Source organism: Streptomyces sp. NPDC056503 (genome assembly GCF_042794995.1).
Lineage (GTDB): Bacteria > Actinomycetota > Actinomycetes > Streptomycetales > Streptomycetaceae > Streptomyces.
In genome coordinates, this window is the sequence record NZ_JBHTST010000012.1 from 17,088 (window position 1) to 34,659 (window position 17,572).

Below are 17,572 nucleotides of genomic sequence, written 5' to 3' on the forward strand. Positions count from 1 at the left end.
GGCCGTCGGCGGCCTGGAGGGTGGGGGCTCAGGATCGACGGACGGAGTGATCGCGCATGTCCTTGAGAAGCTCTTGGCCCGGGGCCGGTCGTGCGGGGGCGGTGAGTGCCGCCGTGGTGGCCCTCGCCCTCGGACTACCGGCGGTGGCGATGGCCGCGCCGGGGGATCTGGACCCCGCGTTCCACGAGGACGGCAGGGTCGTGACCGACCTGGGAGGCTTCGCGGGGGCCGAGGGCATGGTCGTGCAGCCGGACGGGAAGATCGTCACCATCGGGTACGGGTACTCCAACGAGACCTCCGGCGACTTCACGCTGACGCGGTACAACGCCGACGGCAGTCTGGACCCGACGTTCGATGGCGACGGTGTCGTCACCACCGACTTCGTCGGCGCGAACAACGACGAGGGCCGTGGTGTGGCGCTCCAGGCCGACGGCAAGATCGTCGCGGTCGGCGGGTCCACCGACTGGGGTGGCAACGGCGCGTGGGCCGCGGCCCGTTACCTCCCGAACGGGAGCCTCGACACCACTTTCGGCGAGGGCGGCAAGGTGCTCACCGAGATCGACGTCGACGCGATCGAGACCGCCGAGGCGGTCGTGGTGCAGCCCGACGGGAAGATCGTCGCGGGTGGGTCCAGCTTCGGAGTGTGGTCGCTGGTGCGCTGGGACTCCTCCGGCGTGCCGGATCCGGGTTTCGACGGGGACGGGCGGGTCACCACCTCCTTCGGTCCCACCTGCTGTCAGGGCGTCAGCGACCTCGCGCTGCAGGGCGACGGCAGGATCGTCGCCGCCGGGAGCGCCAACGGACTCGCCCTGACCCGGTACCTCGCCGACGGCAGCCTCGACACGAGCTTCGACGGCGACGGACGGGTGACCACCGGCTCCGGCTCCGGAGCGGGCGTGGCCCTGCAGAGCGACGGCCGGATCGTGGTCGCGGGCCGGGAGGGCAACGCGTTCCTCGTGTCGCGGTTCACCAGCGGTGGCGCGCCGGACACCACCTTCGACGGGGACGGGCGGGTCACCACCTCCTTCGGTCCCGAGGACGGCGGCGCCGCGGACGTGGCCGTACAGGCCGACGGCCGGATCGTCGCGGCCGGCCGGTACGGCGGCGACTTCGCGCTCGCCCGGTACAACACCGGCGGCGGCCTGGACCCGGGCTTCAGCGGCGACGGGCGGGTGACCACCGACTTCGGGGGCACCGGGGACGCGGCCGCGAGCGTGGCACTGCAGACGGACGGCAAGATCGTCGCCGCCGGACTCGCCGGTACGGCCAGCAGCTTCGAGGAACACCGGGGCCTGGCCCGCTACCTCGGCGGTGGCGGCATCGAGCCGCCGGCCGGCGTCGACGTGTCGGTGACGAACACCGGGGCGGCCACGGCCGCCATCGGTGACACCGTCACCTACACCGTGCGGGCGACGAACAACAGCACCACGACCGCGGCGACGAACGTCCAGCTCACCGACACCCTGACGGGCACGGCCACCATCCTGTCGGCCACCACCGACCGGGGCACCTGCTCGACCGTGCCGGGCCGGGTCACCTGCGCGATCGGCACGCTCAACCCCTCCGGCAGCCCGTCCGGCTCCACGGCCACGGTGACGATCGTCGCCGAGCCCTCGCGCACCGGCACCCTCACGAACACGGCGACGGTCACCGCGACCCCGACCGACCCGGTGCCGGGCAACAACACCGCCACCCGCACCACGACCGTGAACAACACCCGCGGGTGCACGATCATCGGGACCAGCGGCGCGGACACCCTCAACGGTACGTACGGGGGTGACGTGATCTGCGCCCTCAGCGGCAACGACACCGTCAACGCGGGCTTCGGCAACGACACGGTCCACGCCGGTCCCGGCAACGACCGGGTGGACGGCGGCTACCACAACGACACCCTGATCGGCGGGACGGGAACCGACACGCTCCTCGGCACCTACGGCAACGACACGCTGAACACGGTCGACGGCGTCAGCGGCAACGACACGGCCAACGGCGGGCTCAACACGGACACCTGCACGACGGATCCGGGCGACGCGCGCGTCAGCTGTCCCTGATCCCCAGGGTTCCGCCCCTGCGCGGGTGAACGACTCCACGGCGACGGCTCCGTTGTGACAGCGGATCCGTCGCCGTGTCGCGCCCGCCCCGTGTCGCGCCCGCCCCGTGCCGGACCCGTCGCGCTGCCGGACCGCCGTCGTGACGGCTCGACGGCAGCGGGTCCGGCAGCCGATGTCAGTAGACGTCGCGGACGTAGCGCTTCTCCGTCGCCAGCTGTTTCACGTAAGCGGCCGCCTCCTCCTCGGTCATGCGGCCGTGGCGGGCGACGATGTCCTTCAGGGTCCGGTCGACGTCCTTCGCCATCCGGGCGGCGTCGCCGCAGACCGCGAGGTGGGCGCCGTCCTGGAGCCAGGACCAGAGGGCCGCGCCCTGCTCGCGCATCCGGTCCTGGACGTAGACCTTGGCGCGCTGGTCGCGGGAGAAGGCGGTGTCGAGGCGGTCCAGGTGGCCGGACGCCAGATGGCCTTCGAGTTCCTCGCGGTAGTAGAAGTCGGTGGCCTCGCGCTGTTCGCCGAAGAAGAGCCAGTTGCGGCCCGTGTGGCCACGGGCCTGGCGGTCCTCGAGGAAGCCCGCGAAGGGGGCCACCCCGGTGCCCGGGCCGACCATGACCAAGGGGGCGGCGGGGTCGGCGGGCGGGCGGAAGTGCGGGGAGCGCTGCACGAAGACCTGGACCGGGCCGTCGTCGGCGTGGTCGGCCAGATAGGCGGAGCAGACTCCCGTACGGTCGCGGCCCCGGTCGTTGGCGTACCGGACGACGGAGACGGTGAGGCTGACCTCGCTCGGGTGCGCGAGGGGGCTGGAGGAGATCGAGTACAGGCGTGGCTGGAGGCGCTTGAGGACCCCCGTCCACTCAGCGGCCGAGGCGCGGACCGGGTGGGAGCCGATGAGGTCGGCCGCCTGGAGGCCCCAGCTCCACTTGGCCAGTTCGTCCTTGTGGCCCGGGCGGAGCAGCCGCTTGAGCTCCTGGTTGCCGGTGCGTTCGGCGACGAACCTGAGCAGGTCCGGGGTGATGCGGCTGATGTCGAGACGGGTCCGCAGCGCCTCCGCCAGCGGCAGGGTCTCCGCTCCCCCGTCGCCGCCCGCGGCGATCGGTTCGGACGGGTCGAGGCCCGTGAGGGCGAGCCACTCCGCGACCAGTTCCGTGCTGTTGGCCGGCCAGACGCCGAGGGCGTCGCCCGCCTCGTAGGCGAGTTCGCCGCCGCGGGTGTCGAAGGAGAACCGGCGCACCTCCTTCTGGGAGCCGGGCAGACTCAGCAGCCGGTTGCCGACGAGGAGGGTCGGGAACGGCGAGGCCTTCGAGTACGCCGGCCGCGCGGTCGCGCCCGCGGACGGTGCGGTGGTGGTGACGGCGGTGGCGGTGGTGACCGGGGTGGCGGTGGTGACGGTGGCAACGGGGGTGCGGGCGTGCGGGGCCGACGGCTCCGGCGGTGCCGACGCGGTCGGGAGCAGGGGCAGGAGCGCGGAGAGCCAGGCCACGGAGGTCTCCTCGTGGTCGGGTTCGCAGTCGGTACGCGGCAGGAGGCGGCCCGCGCCGAGTTCGGCGAGGCGCTCGTCCACCCGGCGTCCGTGGCCGCAGAAGTCGTCGTACGCGGAGTCCCCGAAGGCGAGGACGGAGTAGCGCAGGCCGTCGAGGCGCGGGGCGTCGGGCTGGTTCAGCGCCTCCCAGAAGGCCGTGCCGTTGTCGGGGGCGTCGCCGTCCCCGAACGTGCTGGTCACCACCAGCAGGTCCGTATCGGTGCCGAACTCCGCGGGGTCGGCGCTCTCCATGGGGAGGAGCACCGGCCGGTGTCCGGCCTCGGCGAGCCGGCCGGCGGCCTTCTCCGCGAACTCCTCGGCGGTGCCGGTCTGGGAGGCCCAGAGGACGAGGAGCCGCCGGACGGACGGCGTCGGCGGACGGGCTCCGTCCTCCTGCGGCGTCGGAGCGGAGGGCGGCGGCGACGGGAGCGCCGACGACGCGTCCGTCCGGGAGAACATCCCGGCCAGGACTCCGTCGACCCAGAGGCCGTGGTCCGGGGAGAAGGGGGCGGTGGGCGGCAGGACCGGCGTCCGGCCGTCGGCGGGGGCGGCGGAGAGTCCGGAGAGGTAGCCGGCGAGATAGCTGCGCTCCGGCTCGGTGAACGGGGGCGGTACGAGCTCCGCGACGCCGAGCAGGGCGGCGAGGGTCGTCGCCCGCTCGACCACGGAGATCGACGTGGGTCCGGCGGCGGAGACGGATGCCGGTCCGATCGCGGAGACGGGTGCCGGCCCGTTCACGGAGACGGGCTCGGACCCGGACCCGGCCGCCGGGGTCCTCACGGGCACCGGGGCCGCCGTCCGCGCCAGGCTCACCGCGCACGCCTTGAACTCGGGCTGGAAGGAGAGGGGGTCGACGGCGTCGTTGGTGACGGCGTTGACGCTCAGGTACTCGCCGAAGAGGTCGTTCCAGTGGAAGGGGGCGAAGCACGTGCCCGGCAGGACCCGGTCGGTCACCACCGCGGGCAGGACGGCGCGGCCGCGCCGGGAGGCGATCTCCAGGTGGTCGCCCTCGCCGACGCCGAGGGCCGCCGCGTCGTCCGGGTGGACCTCGACGAACGGGCCGGGGTTCAGCTTGGTCAGCTTGGCGACCTTGCCGGTCTTGGTGAGGGTGTGCCACTGGTGCTGGAGGCGGCCGGTGTTGAGGACGAACGGATAGTCGTCGTCGGGGAGTTCGGCGGCGGGGAGATGCGGGCGCGCGAAGAAGCGGGCCCGCCCGCTGGGCGTCGGGAAGGCGAGGCGGGGGCGGGTGCCGTCCGCGTGTTTCCGCAGGGTCTGGCTGACGCCGTCGTTGAGGTAGCGGATCGGGTTGCGGTCGGGGCCGTCGGCCGTGGGGGCGGGCCACTGCACGGGGGTGGCGCGCAGTCGCTCGTACGAGACGCCGCGCAGGTCCCAGCCGGTCTGCGGGTTCCAGGCCCGCTTGAGCTCCTCGAAGACCTCCTCGGCGGACGCGTACGTGAACGCCTCGACGAATCCCATGGCGCGGGCGACGCCGGCGATGAGCTGCCAGTCGGGGAGGGCCTGGCCGGGCGGGTCGACGACGCCCCGGACCAGGGTGAGGTTCCGCTCGGAGTTGACCATGACGCCGTCGGACTCGGCCCACAGGGTGGCGGGGAGTACGACGTCGGCGTAGGCGTTCGTCTCGGTCTCCGCGAACACGTCCTGGGTGACGACGAATTCGGCCGCTTCGAGGGCGGAGATGACGGTCTTGCGGTTGGCGACGGAGGCCACCGGGTTGGTGCAGATGATCCAGCACGCCTTGATGTCTCCGGCCGCCATCCGTTCGAACATCTCGACCGTGCCGTGTCCGACGTCCTTGCGCAGCGAGCCCGCCGGGAGGTCCCACAGCTCCTCGGTGAAGGCGCGGTCGGCGTCCACGAGCACCGACCGCTGCCCGGGCAGGCCCGGTCCCATGTAGCCCATCTCCCGTCCGCCCATGGCGTTGGGCTGGCCGGTGAGCGAGAAGGGGCCCGCGCCGGGGCGGCAGATCGCGCCGGTGGCGAGGTGCAGGTTGACGAGCGCGTTGGTGTTCCAGGTGCCGTGCGTCGACTGGTTGAGCCCCATCGTCCAGCAGCTCGTCCAGGCGCCGGCCTCGCCGATCCAGTGCGCGGCGCGGCGGATGTCGTCCTCCGGGATGCCGGTGATCTCCGCGACCCGGGCGGGCGGGTAGTCGGCGAGGAAGGCGGGCATGGCGTCCCAGCCCTCGGTGTGCTCGGCGATGAAGCCCTCGTCGAGCCGGCCGTTCTCGGCGAGCAGGTGCAGCAGGCCGTTGAGCAGGGCGAGGTCCGTGCCGGGCCTGATCTGGAGGAAGAGGTCGGCCTTGTCGGCGGTGGCGTTGCGGCGGGGGTCGACGACGATCAGCTTCGCCCCGGCCGTCTTGATCCGGTCCATCATCCGGAGGAAGAGGATCGGGTGGCAGTCCGCCATGTTGGAGCCGATCACCAGGAAGACGTCGGCGTGGTCGAGGTCCTGGTAGGAACCGGGCGGCCCGTCCGCGCCGAGCGACAGTTTGTATCCGGTTCCGGCGGAGGCCATGCAGAGGCGGGAGTTGGACTCGATCTGATGGGTTCCCACGAAGCCCTTGGCCAGCTTGTTGGCCAGGTACTGGGCTTCCAGGGACATCTGGCCGGAGACGTAGAACGCCAGGGCGTCGGGGCCGTGCTCGTCCAGGACGGCGCGGAAGCGCCGGGCCACGTCGGCGACGGCGGTGTCGACGTCCGTCTCGACGGGCGCCTCCTCGCGCTCCGCGCGTACCAGTGCCATGGCGGCCCGCCCGGGGGCGGCCATCATGTCGGCGCTTGTGGCCCCCTTCGTGCAGAGCCGCCCGGCGTTGGCGGGGTGGGCCTTGTCGCCGGACGCCTTCACGGCTCCTCGGCGTCCCGTCGCCGGGTCCCTCGCGATGTCGAGGACGATGCCGCATCCGACCCCACAGTACGAACAGGCCGTACGCACCGACCCGTCCCCCGCTTCCGGCGACCCCACGGGCACCCCTCCCACCGACACTGTCTCCGACGTGGGAAACCTCCCACGTCAGAGACGGTAGGAAGGCCCGGTTTCCGAACGATCACACTCTTCGGGCGTCACGGGTTACACGGCCCGCACGTCGCTTCGCGGCCCGCGGTGAGGCCCCGGGATCCTGGATCCTGAATCCAGGCACCAAGATCCGGGCACCAAGATCCGGGATCCGGGATCCGGTTCCGGGGGGGGAGGGGGAGACCCGCGGCGCGACGGGGACGGCTGCCCGTGCGGCTCGTTTCGGGTTCTTGTCGGGGGTCGACGGGGGCACGACGATGTGCGCCTGGGAGCCGTACGTCCTCGATGGGGAGGCCGATGTGAGCGAGGCGACGACGCGGTGGAGCGGGCGGGCCGCGAGGGGGCCGCGCGCGGTGGTGGCGGAGTCGTGGCGGCGGTCCGAGCGGGCGCGGGTCAGCCGGGAGGGGGCGGCGCCGACCGAGCTGGACGAGGAGGAGCTGGCCGCCTACCGGGCGGGGCATCCGCTGGCAGCCGTGATGCCGGTGATCAGGGAGTTGCTCGGCGCGGACGCCCGGGACGGCGGGCACCTGCTCGCGGTGTGCGACGCGGGCGGCCGGATGCTGTGGGTGGAGGGGGATCCGGCGGCGCTGCGGCAGGCGCGGCGGATGAACTTCGTGGCCGGCGCCTGCTGGGCGGAGGCCTCGGCGGGGACGAACGCGCCGGGGACGGCGCTCGCCGTCGACCGGCCGGTGCAGGTGGTGGCGGCCGAGCACTTCCGGCCGCCGGTGCGGGAGTGGACCTGTGCGGCGGCACCGCTGCACGATCCGCGCAGCGGGCGGCTGCTCGGCGCGGTCGACCTGACCGGCGGCCCGGGGCTCGCCCACCCGCACAGTCTCGGGCTGGTGCGGGCGGTGGCGCGGGCGGCCGAGGCGCAGCTGGCGCTGCTCGCCCCGGAGCCGGCGCCGGGGCGGCCGGGGCTGACCGCGCTGGGCCGGGACGAGGCGCTGCTCGTGGTGGACGGGCGGCGGCTGCGGCTGAGCCGGCGGCACAGCGAGATCGTGGTGGTCCTCGCGCACCGGCCGGAGGGCGTGGGCGGAGAGGAGCTGCTGACCCTGCTGTACGAGGACGGGTCGGTCACTCCGGTGACGCTGAGGGCGGAGCTGTCACGGCTGCGGGCGCTGCTCGGTCCCGGGCTGCTGGGCTCGCGTCCGTACCGGCTCGCCGTGCCGGTGGACGCGGACTTCGCGGCGGTGGACCGACGGCTCGCCTCGGGGGCGGTCGCGGCGGCCGCCGGGGAGTACGCGGGCCCGCTGCTGCCGGGGTCGGCCGCGCCCGGGGTGGTCCGCCTGCGGGAGCGGTTGGCGGGCAGGATGCGGGCGGCGCTGGTGGCGCGGGCGGATCCGCTGCTGCTCGCGGACTGGGCGTACAGCGCGTGGGGCGAGGAGGACCTGGAGGTGTGGCGGGCGCTGTGCGCGGCGGTGCCGGCGGCGCAGGCGGCGCCCGTACGAGCGCGGCTCGACGCCCTGGAGGCCGAACTGTCCGCCGGTGCAACGGGGTTGCAACGTCCCCTCCCCCACACTCGGCGGTGAGAGCGCCGGTCGGGACGACGGGCGCCCTCGTCGAGTCCGGCCGCTCGCGCACGCCCGCCGCCCGGTGGGCCCCGGCGGCCGGGATCCGTCCGACCCGCAGGGAGGTCTGCCGATGACCCGCTACGCCGCACCCGGTACCGAGGGCGCCCTCATGGCGTACCAGCCGCGCTACGACCACTGGATCGGTGGCGAGTACGTCGCCCCGGCCGGCGGCCGGTACTTCGAGAACCCGAGTCCGGTCGACGGCAAGCCGTTCACCGAGGTCGCCCGCGGCACCGCCGAGGACGTGGAGCGCGCCCTGGACGCGGCGCACGCGGCCGCCCCGGCGTGGGGGCGCACCCCGGCGGCCGACCGGTCGGCGGTGCTGCTGCGGATCGCCGACCGGATGGAGGCGAACCTGGAGGCGCTCGCGGTCGCGGAGACCTGGGACAACGGCAAGCCGGTCCGGGAGACCCTCGCCTCCGACATCCCCCTCGCCATCGACCACTTCCGCTACTTCGCGGGGGCGCTGCGGGCTCAGGAGGGGGCGCTCAGCGAGATCGACGAGGACACGGTGGCGTACCACTTCCACGAGCCGTTGGGGGTCGTGGCGCAGATCATCCCGTGGAACTTCCCCATCCTGATGGCGGTGTGGAAGCTGGCGCCGGCGCTGGCGGCGGGCAACGCGGTGGTGCTGAAGCCGGCGGAGCAGACGCCGGCGTCGGTGCACTACTGGCTGAGCCTGGTCGCGGACCTGCTGCCGCCGGGCGTGCTGAACATCGTGAACGGCTTCGGCGAGGAGGCCGGGAAGCCGCTCGCCTCCTCGCCCCGGGTGGCGAAGATCGCCTTCACCGGCGAGACGGCGACTGGCCGCCTGATCATGGAGTACGCCTCCGCGAACCTGAAGCCGGTCACGCTGGAGCTGGGCGGCAAGTCGCCGAACCTCTTCTTCGACGACGTGTGGGCGGCGGACGACGACTTCCGCGACAAGGCGCTGGAGGGCTTCACGATGTTCGCCCTCAACCAGGGCGAGGTCTGTACGTGTCCGTCGAGGGCGCTGGTGCAGCGGGGCTGCTACGGCGAGTTCATGGAGGCGGCGGTCGCCCGCACCGAGGCGATCGTGGCGGGCCACCCGCTGGACCCGGCGACGATGATCGGCGCGCAGGCGTCGGCGGAGCAGCTGAAGAAGATCCTCTCCTACCTGGAGATCGGTCAGCAGGAGGGCGCGAAGATCCTGACGGGCGGTCAGCAGGTGGGCCATGGCGGGGATCTGGAGGGCGGCTACTACATCCAGCCGACGATCTTCGAGGGCGACAACCGCATGCGGATCTTCCAGGAGGAGATCTTCGGCCCGGTGGTGGCGGTGACGTCCTTCACGGACTTCGACGACGCGATCCGCACGGCGAACGACACCCTGTACGGCCTCGGCGCCGGCGTCTGGACCCGCGACACGAACACCGCCTACCGCGCCGGCCGCGCCATCCAGGCGGGCCGCGTCTGGACCAACTGCTACCACGCCTACCCGGCCCACGCCGCCTTCGGCGGCTACAAGCAGTCGGGCATCGGCCGAGAGACCCACAAGATGATGCTGGAGCACTACCAGCAGACCAAGAACATCCTGCAGAGTTACAGTCCCAAGAAGCTTGGGTTCTTCTAGGAACACAGAGAGACGCCTGCCCCGGGTTCAGGCCCGGCAGGCGCCTCCCGCCGGTGGTGCGGCGGGGCCCGCCCCGCCGGCGGCGAGCCGTAGGGTGGCGGCTGCGGCTGGTTCGCTCCGTCCGCCGGGCGGGATGCGTCGCAAGAGGGAACCCGGTGGGAATCCGGGACTGCCCCGCAGCGGTGAGCGGGAACGACCGCCGTCATACGCACTGGGTCCGGAGAACGGTCCTGAGAAGCGACGGCCAGTAGGTGTCCTCCACGAGGAGGGCGTGCCCACGAGCCCGAAGACCTGCCCGTTGCCCGCACGCGGACGATTCCGCGCGCGGACGTTCCGGTGACCTCGTGGGCGGGTCGGCGTACACGGCGAGCGGCGTGCACGGAGTTCTCCCGTGCCATGGTCCGCGCGTTCCGCCGGCCCTGATGTGTCCCCCGGCAGCGAGTACGTCGACCGGGTTTTACCCACCCCCTGCCGAATCCGCCCCTGGCGTCGGTGACGCCGTTTCCACCGAACGGCCCCACGGGGCATCGGCCGGCCGCTCCCGGTCAGCCGGCGGAGCCGGCCGCCGCGAGGTCGAGGGCGATGTCCGTGATCATGTCTTCCTGGCCGCCGACCATCTTGCGTCGGCCGACCTCGACGAGGATCGCGCGGGTGTCGAGGCCATACCGTCCGGCGGCGGCCTCGGCGTGGCGCAGGAAGCTGGAGTACACGCCCGCGTAGCCGAGGGTGAGGGTCTCGCGGTCGACGCGGACTTCGCGGTCCTGCAGGGGGCGTACGACGTCGTCGGCGGCGTCCATCAGGGGGAACAGGTCGCAGCCGTGTTCCCAGCCCATCAGGTCGGCGACCGCGATGAACGCCTCCAGCGGGCAGTTTCCGGCTCCGGCGCCCTGGCCGGCGAGGGAGGCGTCGACGCGGGTGACGCCGTTCTCCACGGCGACGACGGAGTTGGCGACGCCCAGGCCGAGGTTGTGGTGGGCGTGAATGCCGATTCCGGTGTCGGGTGCGAGGACGTCGCGGTAGGCGCGGACGCGATCGCGGACGCCGTCCATGGTCAGGCGGCCGCCGGAGTCGGTGACGTAGACGCACTCGGCTCCGTAGGACTCCATCAGCTTGGCCTGGCGGGCCAGTTCGGCGGGTTCGGCCATGTGGGACATCATCAGGAACCCGGCCACGTCCATGCCCAGGTCGCGGGCGGCCGCGATGTGCTGGGCGGAGATGTCCGCCTCGGTGCAGTGGGTGGCGACGCGGACCGAGCGGATGCCGAGGGCGTGGGCCTGCCGCAGGTCGTGCAGGGTGCCGATGCCGGGCAGGAGCAGCGTGGTGGGCACCGCGTGGCGAACGCCGTCGCAGACCGCTTCGATCCACTCCCAGTCGGTGTGCGCGCCGACGCCGTAGGTGATACTGGAGCCGGACAGGCCGTCGCCGTGGGCGATCTCGATCGCGCCGACCCCGGCGGCGTCCAGCGCGGCGGCGATGGTGCGGGCCTGGTCGACGGTGTAGCGGTGGCGTACGGCATGCATGCCGTCCCGCAGGGTCACGTCCTGTACGTACAGGGCGGGCGGCTGGTTCGCGGTCATCGGGGGACCACCTCCGTGAAGGGCTGTGCGGCGGCCATGCGCTCGGCGGTGCGCAGGGCGGCCGAGGTCATGATGTCGAGGTTCCCGGCGTAGGCGGGCAGGTAGTGGGCGGCGCCCTCGACCTCCAGGAAGACCGAGACCTTCGCGGCGCCCGTGGACCGCGTGCCGGCGGGCAGCAGCGAGCGCAGGGGGTCGTCGGCGGCGACGCGCTCGAACTGGACCTTCTGCTTGAGGCGGTATCCGGGCACGTACGCCTGGACCCGGGCGACCATCTCCTCCACGGAAGCGGTCACCGCGGCGTCGTCGCACTCGCCGACCAGGCAGTACACGGTGTCGCGCATGATCAGCGGGGGTTCGGCCGGGTTCAGGACGATGATCGCCTTGCCCCGGGCGGCGCCGCCCACCTTCTCGATGGCCGACGAGGTCGTCTCGGTGAACTCGTCGATGTTGGCCCGGGTGCCGGGGCCGGCCGAACGGGAGGAGATCGAGGCGACGATCTCGCCGTAGTGGACGGGCGTCACGGCCCCGACGGCGGCCACGATCGGGATGGTGGCCTGGCCGCCGCAGGTGACCATGTTGACGTTCGGTGCGTCGAGGTGGTCGTCGCCGTTGACCGGCGGGACGACGTACGGGCCGAGCGCGGCGGGCGTCAGGTCCACGACCCTGCGTCCCAGCGCGCGCAGTACCTCGTCGTGGTGGCGGTGCGCACCGGCCGAAGTGGCGTCGAAGACGATCTCGACGTCCGCGAACTCGTCGAGCCTCACCAGGCCGTCGACGCCCTCGTGGGTGGTGGCGACCTTCAGCCGGCGGGCGCGGGCGAGGCCGTCGGAGTCGGGATCGATCCCGACCATGGCGGCGATCTCCAGGGAGTCGGAGAGCCGCAGGATTTTGATCATCAGGTCGGTGCCGATGTTGCCCGACCCGATGACGGCGACCTTCGTGCTCATGCTGCGGCCCCTTCCGTGGCGGCGGACGCGAACGTGGCCGTGACCGTGCCGAGCCCTTCGATGTGCGCGGTGAACTCGTCTCCCTCGGCGGCGACGGCCATCGGGCCGAGCGCGCCGGTCAGGACGATGTCGCCGGCCCGCAGCGGGTCGCCGAGCCCGGCGAGGGTGGAGGCGAGCCAGAGGGCGGCGGTGAGGGGGCTGCCCAGGCAGTCGGCTCCGGTGCCCTCGGAGACCGTCTCGCCGTTCTTGGCGAGGGTCATCGTCACGGCCCGCAGGTCGACGCGGTCCAGGGGGACGGGGGTGCCGCCCAGGACGTACAGGCCGCAGGAAGCGTTGTCGGCGACGGTGTCGACGATGGTGATGTCCCAGTCGGCGATGCGGCTGTCGACGATCTCCAGCGCGGGCAGCGCGAACGCCGTGGCGCGCAGCAGGTCGGCGAGGGTCGGGTCACGATGCGGCAGGTCCGTGCCGAGGACCAGGGCGACCTCGGCCTCGACCTTCGGCTGGAGGAGTCGGCCGGGGGCGATCGGGCGTCCCTCGGGCACCGCCATGTCGGCGAACAGCGCACCGAAGTCCGGCCGGTCCACGCCGAGCTGGAGCTGCACTGCTGGCGAGGTCAGGCCGATCTTGCGGCCCACCAGCCGCCGCCCGGCGGTGATCCCGCGTTCCACGTGCAGACGCTGTACGGCGTACGCGGCTTCGACGTCCGCTTCGGGCAGGAGCGAGCGCACCGGGGCGCACGGGACGCCGGTGCGGGTGGCCTCCTCCAGGACGGCGGCCGCCCGGTTCACGGCGTCGGTGGGCTCGAGAGGGCTCACGGTCGCCACCGGCGGGGACGAGTGCGGCGGTGCGGACATACGGGTACCTCCAGGCGGAGAGTGGCGGGGTGTCGGAGAGGCGGCGGGGCCGTCCGTCGATCCACCACAGGTATAGGCGTACGGTTCACACGGCGGCAAAATACGTTCCATGACACGGAACAGCGCGCAGGGGAACATGCTCGACAAGGCGGCTGCCGTCCTCGACTGCTTCCGTCCGGACGGCGGTACGTTCCGTCTCACGGAAATCACCGCCCGTACGGGACTGACCAAGACGACCGCGTTCCGCCTCTGCGCCGACCTGGTGCGCCTCGGTCTGCTCGAACGCACCGGAGAGACCTACCGGCTCGGCGGCAAGCTCTTCGAGCTGGGCTCACTGGTGCCACGCCGGCTCGACCTGCGAGAGGCCGCGCTGCCCTACCTCCAGGACCTCTTCGAGGCAACCCACGAGACCGTGCACCTCGGCATTCGAGAAGGGCACGATGTGGTCTACGTCGAGCGGATCCACGGCCACCAGACCCTGACGCTGCCCTCACGCATCGGGGGACGTCTCCCCCTGACCTGCACGGGCGTCGGCAAGGCGCTGCTGGCCTTCTCCGGCTCCGAGCTGGCGGACGAGGTGCTGGCCGGGCCCCTGCCCCGTCTCACCCCGCACTCGGTCACCGATCCGGCACGGCTGCGTACCGCCCTGGAGCAGATCCAGGTCTCCGGTCTCGCATACGAGGAGCAGGAGGCCGCCCTCGGCGTCAACTGCATCGCCTCGCCCGTCTTCGACGGGGCGACGGCGGTGGCCGCCCTGTCCGTCGCCGTGCCGCGTGGCCGGTTCCACCCCGCCCAGCTGGCGCCCGCCGTACGGACAGCCGCTCTGGGCCTGTCCCGCGTGCTGCGCTCGGTTGGCGGTTCGGCGGGCGGCACCTCTTCCTGAGTCGGCACCGGGCGACCGGTCCGGGGCGACAGGCCGGCCCGGAAGGCCGCCCGCGCGTCCTCGAATCACCACTGCCGCGATTCTTGACGCCCACCCCCGCCCCTCTTACCGTAGCGGTCATTCCAGCCGCTGTAGTGAACACTACAAGAAGCCGGTGCGGCTCCCGCTGTCGCGTCGGCCACCCGTGGCTGCCCGGTGTCCGCGTGGATCCTCCAGCGGACGCACCTTCCCCCCATTCCCCCCTTCGGTGAGGTGTTTTCATGGCTGCTCCAGGACAAGCCGAACCACGCGGCATGAGACGGCGCGGACTGCTCAAGGCGGCGTTGCCCCTGGGAGCCACCGCGACGGCCCTCGGCGCTTGGCCGGCGACCGCGACCGGCAGCGCCTCCTCCGGCGCTCCGGTACGCCGCGGCAGAGACCGCATCGACGTGCACTGTCATCTGATTCCGGACTTCTACCGCCGGGACCTGGCGGCGCACGGCATCACCGAGATCGGAGGCGTGCCGGTCCCCCCGTGGAGCCCGGACCTCGCGGTGAACTTCATGAACCGCTACGGCATCCAGACCCAGGTGGTCTCCGTCTCCGAGCCGGGCGTCACCTACCTGTCCTCCGCGGCGGACCGGGTGGCGATGGCACAGCGCCTGAACACCTACACGAGCCGGGACCTGGTCCACACGACGTCCGCGCACCTGAAGGGCCGCTTCGGCGGATTCGCCGTCCTGCCCCTGGGCGGCACCGTCGACGAGCAGGACGTCTCCCACGCCGTCACCGAGGTTCGACGAGCCGTACGAGACCTGAAGATGGACGGCGTGGGCATCTTCAGCAGCTACGGCGGAAAGTACCTGGGCGATCCCGTGTTCGCCCCGCTGATGAAGGCGCTCGACGACCTGGGCGCCATGGTGTTCGTCCACCCCTCGACCCCGCAAAGCTATCCGGACCTCGGATTGCCGCCGTTCTTGTACGAGTTCACGTTCGACACCACCCGCGCACTGGTCAACATGCTCTACAAGGGCGTCTACCAGCGGTACCCGCGCATCCGGTGGCTGGCCGCGCACGCCGGCGGCACCCTGCCCTACATCTCCTACCGCACCAGCCTGCTGACCCTGACCCCGGCGATCGCGCAGCAGGTGGGGGCCGCCGGCTTGGACGACAGCAGCCCGCACTTCCGCGAGATCTTCTACGACACCGCCCTGTCCCCAGCACCCCAGGCGATGAAATCCGTGCGCGAGCTGGCCGGAACGGAGCGCGTTCTCTTCGCCACCGACTGGCCGTTCACCAGCGCTCTGTTCCTCGCGGCAGGAGACCCCGCCCCACAGCTGGACGAGACCTTCTCGCCTGCTGAGCGACTGGCTGTCGAGCGCTCCAACGCGCTGGCCCAGTTCCCCGCACTGGCCGCCAGGATCGGGGCCAAGCCGGCCTGAGCCGGCCCGGCAACGGTGAGCCCGTCCTGTTGCCGTAAGTGGGTGCGCGGAGTGTGCCGCGGCCCGGCCTCACTACCGGGCCGCGGCACACGTCATTGCTCTCGCACTCCGACGAGAACCCGTTCGCGCCAGCGGAGGTCCGCCCCGGCTTCTTCCACCGGCCGTCCGCGCCGTCCTACGGCGCTGCCCACCCACCCGAGCAGGAAACCCGCGGGAATGGCCATCACGGCGGTCGACTGCATCCCGATGAGGTGGAAGTCGTGTCCCGACAGCAGCGAGGTGGGCGCGCCCGAGAAGGAGAGGGAGCAGACGTACAGGGCGGTCGTGCAGACGATACCGCCGTACACGGTCCACAGCAGCCCGGTCCGGTTGTACCGGCTCCAGAACAGTCCGTACAGACAGGCGGGCAGGACCGTGGAGGCGGCCAGAGCGAGTGCCAGATAGGTCAGGGACTGAAGGTCCCGCCCCTGGGCCATCGCCGCCAGGAAGATGCCGATCCCGCCCACGGCTCCCACGGCCCATCTGGCCGATCGGAATTCCCGACGCTCGGACATGCGCGCCCCGCGTGCCACGTGCGCGTGCAGGTCGTGCGCCAGGGCGGCCGCGGCGCTCAGGGCGATGCCGGCGACCACCGCCAGTACGGTGACGAAGACGGAGCACGCGACAGCGGTGTACAGCACGCTGCCCGCAAGTCCCGAGGTACCGCCTCCCAGCTCCCCGGCCAGGAGGAAAAGGGCCGTCTGGCCGCTGCTGTCGACGGCACGGATCTTCTGGCCTCCCACGATGCCGGCGGCACCGAGTCCCGCGATGACGACGCAGAGGAAGAAGACGGCCATGATGGCGATGGCGTAGCGGGTCGCTCGGCGGGCGGCGGCGCCGTCGGCGGCCGAGTTGATCCTCATCAGGACGTGCGGCATGCACGCGCCGCCCAGGACCACGGACAGTTGCAGGCTCAGGAAGTCGAGGCGGCCGACCGCACTGTCCCCCAGGGCGTGACCGGGTTCGAAGTAGCGGTCGTGAAGCCCGCTCCCCCGCTCGGCCGCGGTCAGCAGGGCGCCCGGGTCGAAGCCGTGGTGCCGCAGGACCAGAAGGGCGAGGAGCACCATGGTGGTGAACACCACGGCCACCTTGACGATCTGGACGAGGCTCGTCCCTCTCATGCCGCCGAGCACCGCGTAGCAGATCATCAGCGCTCCGACGAAGACGGTGCACGCTTGTTCGGCCCCCAGACTGGTCAGTCCCAGCAGCAGCGCCGTGGCGCTGCCGGCTCCGGCCAGTTGGAGGACGAGAAAAGGCAGGCAGACGGCCAAGGTGGCCGTGGCTGCGGCGATACGGGACGACGACCCCGGCGAACGCAGCGCGAAGACGTCGCCCAGGGTGTAGCGGCCGGCATTGCGCAGCGGACCGGCGAGGAGCAGGAACACCCCGACGGCCAGGCAGCTGCTGACCGCCAGGGAGATGCCGTCGTATCCGACCACGGCCACCAGGCCGGACACGCCCAGGAGCGTGGCGGCCGATATGTAGTCCCCGGTGAGCGCCAGCGCGTTCTGCACCGGCGTCAGTGACCGGTTGCCGGTGTAGAAGTCGGCCGCGGTGTCGTCCTCGGGGCCGGCCAGAACGCACAACAAAAGGGACAGGACGATGAACGCCAGGAAGCCGATCAGCACCATCGTCCGGTCGTCGGAACCGCCCGAGACCGACGTGAACGCCGCGGCGAGCGACGGCTCGGTCATCTCCGCCTCCCCTGCGGCGAGTACGGCCCTCGGGACATGGCCCCTGCCGGACCCGGCTGGGGCAGCGACGGGTGCACGAGCTCGGCACGATGTCGCATCAGGTCGACGAGCGGATCGGCGTGGCGGCTGAGCGTGCGGTCGTACCACCATGAGGACAGCAGCAGAACGGCCAGCTGCAGAGCACCGAACACGATGCCCAGAGGCATCCTGCTCGCCAGGCGGGTGGCGAACAGTTCGCCGAGTGTGCCGGACAGCGCTACGGAGACCAGGAAGGCGGCGCCATTGACCGCCAGGAACCGCCGACGCGCTTCGGAAAGCGCGCGAGGCACTTCCTGCGGGGCGCTGGCGGCAGCCTCATGGGGCCGGTCGTATGGTGGGGGCCCGCTGTCGGG

General features: G+C 72.3%; 11 protein-coding genes and 1 riboswitch. Of the genes, 5 read left to right on the forward strand and 6 right to left on the reverse strand.

Annotated features, from left to right (window positions below; genetic code table 11):
* Positions 1-101 precede the first annotated feature (101 nt).
* Positions 102-2,051 (forward strand): calcium-binding protein, encoded by a 1,950-nt coding sequence (locus tag ACFQ8C_RS05885; RefSeq protein ID WP_383452665.1) that lies wholly within the window; start codon positions 102-104, stop codon positions 2,049-2,051.
* 175 nt (positions 2,052-2,226) lie between these two features.
* Here the strand turns inward: ACFQ8C_RS05885 and ACFQ8C_RS05890 are convergent, their stop codons facing one another.
* Positions 2,227-6,546, reverse strand: coding sequence for a molybdopterin-dependent oxidoreductase (locus tag ACFQ8C_RS05890; protein WP_383452667.1), 4,320 nt, complete (start codon positions 6,544-6,546; stop codon positions 2,227-2,229).
* A 350-nt stretch (positions 6,547-6,896) separates the two neighbouring features.
* Between ACFQ8C_RS05890 and ACFQ8C_RS05895 the strand changes: the two genes are divergently transcribed.
* Complete coding sequence (locus ACFQ8C_RS05895; RefSeq protein ID WP_383452669.1) at positions 6,897-8,126, forward strand: GAF domain-containing protein; 1,230 nt, start codon at positions 6,897-6,899, stop codon at positions 8,124-8,126.
* A 112-nt stretch (positions 8,127-8,238) separates the two neighbouring features.
* On the forward strand, positions 8,239-9,762 hold the full coding sequence (locus ACFQ8C_RS05900) for an aldehyde dehydrogenase family protein (RefSeq protein ID WP_383452671.1): 1,524 nt from the start codon (positions 8,239-8,241) through the stop codon (positions 9,760-9,762).
* Between the two features lie 142 nt (positions 9,763-9,904).
* Positions 9,905-10,055: riboswitch (cobalamin riboswitch) on the forward strand.
* Between the two features lie 252 nt (positions 10,056-10,307).
* Here the strand turns inward: ACFQ8C_RS05900 and dmpG are convergent.
* From dmpG to mhpD, 3 genes are read right to left on the reverse strand one after another with little or no spacing between them, the layout of a single operon-like run.
* Positions 10,308-11,339 (reverse strand): 4-hydroxy-2-oxovalerate aldolase, encoded by a 1,032-nt coding sequence (dmpG, locus tag ACFQ8C_RS05905; protein ID WP_383452673.1) that lies wholly within the window; start codon positions 11,337-11,339, stop codon positions 10,308-10,310.
* Positions 11,336-12,286: an acetaldehyde dehydrogenase (acetylating) gene (locus tag ACFQ8C_RS05910; RefSeq protein WP_383452675.1), complete on the reverse strand. Its 951-nt coding sequence runs from the start codon at positions 12,284-12,286 to the stop codon at positions 11,336-11,338. The genes dmpG and ACFQ8C_RS05910 overlap by 4 nt, the downstream gene beginning before the upstream one ends.
* Complete coding sequence (gene mhpD, locus ACFQ8C_RS05915; RefSeq protein ID WP_383452677.1) at positions 12,283-13,143, reverse strand: 2-keto-4-pentenoate hydratase; 861 nt, start codon at positions 13,141-13,143, stop codon at positions 12,283-12,285. The genes ACFQ8C_RS05910 and mhpD overlap by 4 nt, the downstream gene beginning before the upstream one ends.
* Positions 13,144-13,279: 136 nt before the next feature.
* Between mhpD and ACFQ8C_RS05920 the strand changes: the two genes are divergently transcribed.
* Both ACFQ8C_RS05920 and ACFQ8C_RS05925 read left to right on the forward strand, forming a co-directional pair.
* Entirely contained in the window at positions 13,280-14,026 is a 747-nt protein-coding gene (locus tag ACFQ8C_RS05920; protein ID WP_383452738.1) for an IclR family transcriptional regulator, read from the forward strand.
* A 293-nt stretch (positions 14,027-14,319) separates the two neighbouring features.
* Positions 14,320-15,447 (forward strand): amidohydrolase family protein, encoded by a 1,128-nt coding sequence (locus tag ACFQ8C_RS05925; protein WP_383452680.1) that lies wholly within the window; start codon positions 14,320-14,322, stop codon positions 15,445-15,447.
* A 92-nt stretch (positions 15,448-15,539) separates the two neighbouring features.
* Here the strand turns inward: ACFQ8C_RS05925 and ACFQ8C_RS05930 are convergent, their stop codons facing one another.
* A complete protein-coding gene (locus tag ACFQ8C_RS05930) occupies positions 15,540-17,180 on the reverse strand; it encodes a cation acetate symporter (RefSeq protein ID WP_383452682.1) in 1,641 nt (546 codons plus the stop codon).
* The gene (locus ACFQ8C_RS05935; RefSeq protein WP_383452684.1) at positions 17,177-17,509 is read right to left on the reverse strand and encodes a DUF485 domain-containing protein; all 333 of its coding nucleotides are present in this window, start codon (positions 17,507-17,509) and stop codon (positions 17,177-17,179) included. The genes ACFQ8C_RS05930 and ACFQ8C_RS05935 overlap by 4 nt, the downstream gene beginning before the upstream one ends.
* Positions 17,510-17,572 lie beyond the last annotated feature (63 nt).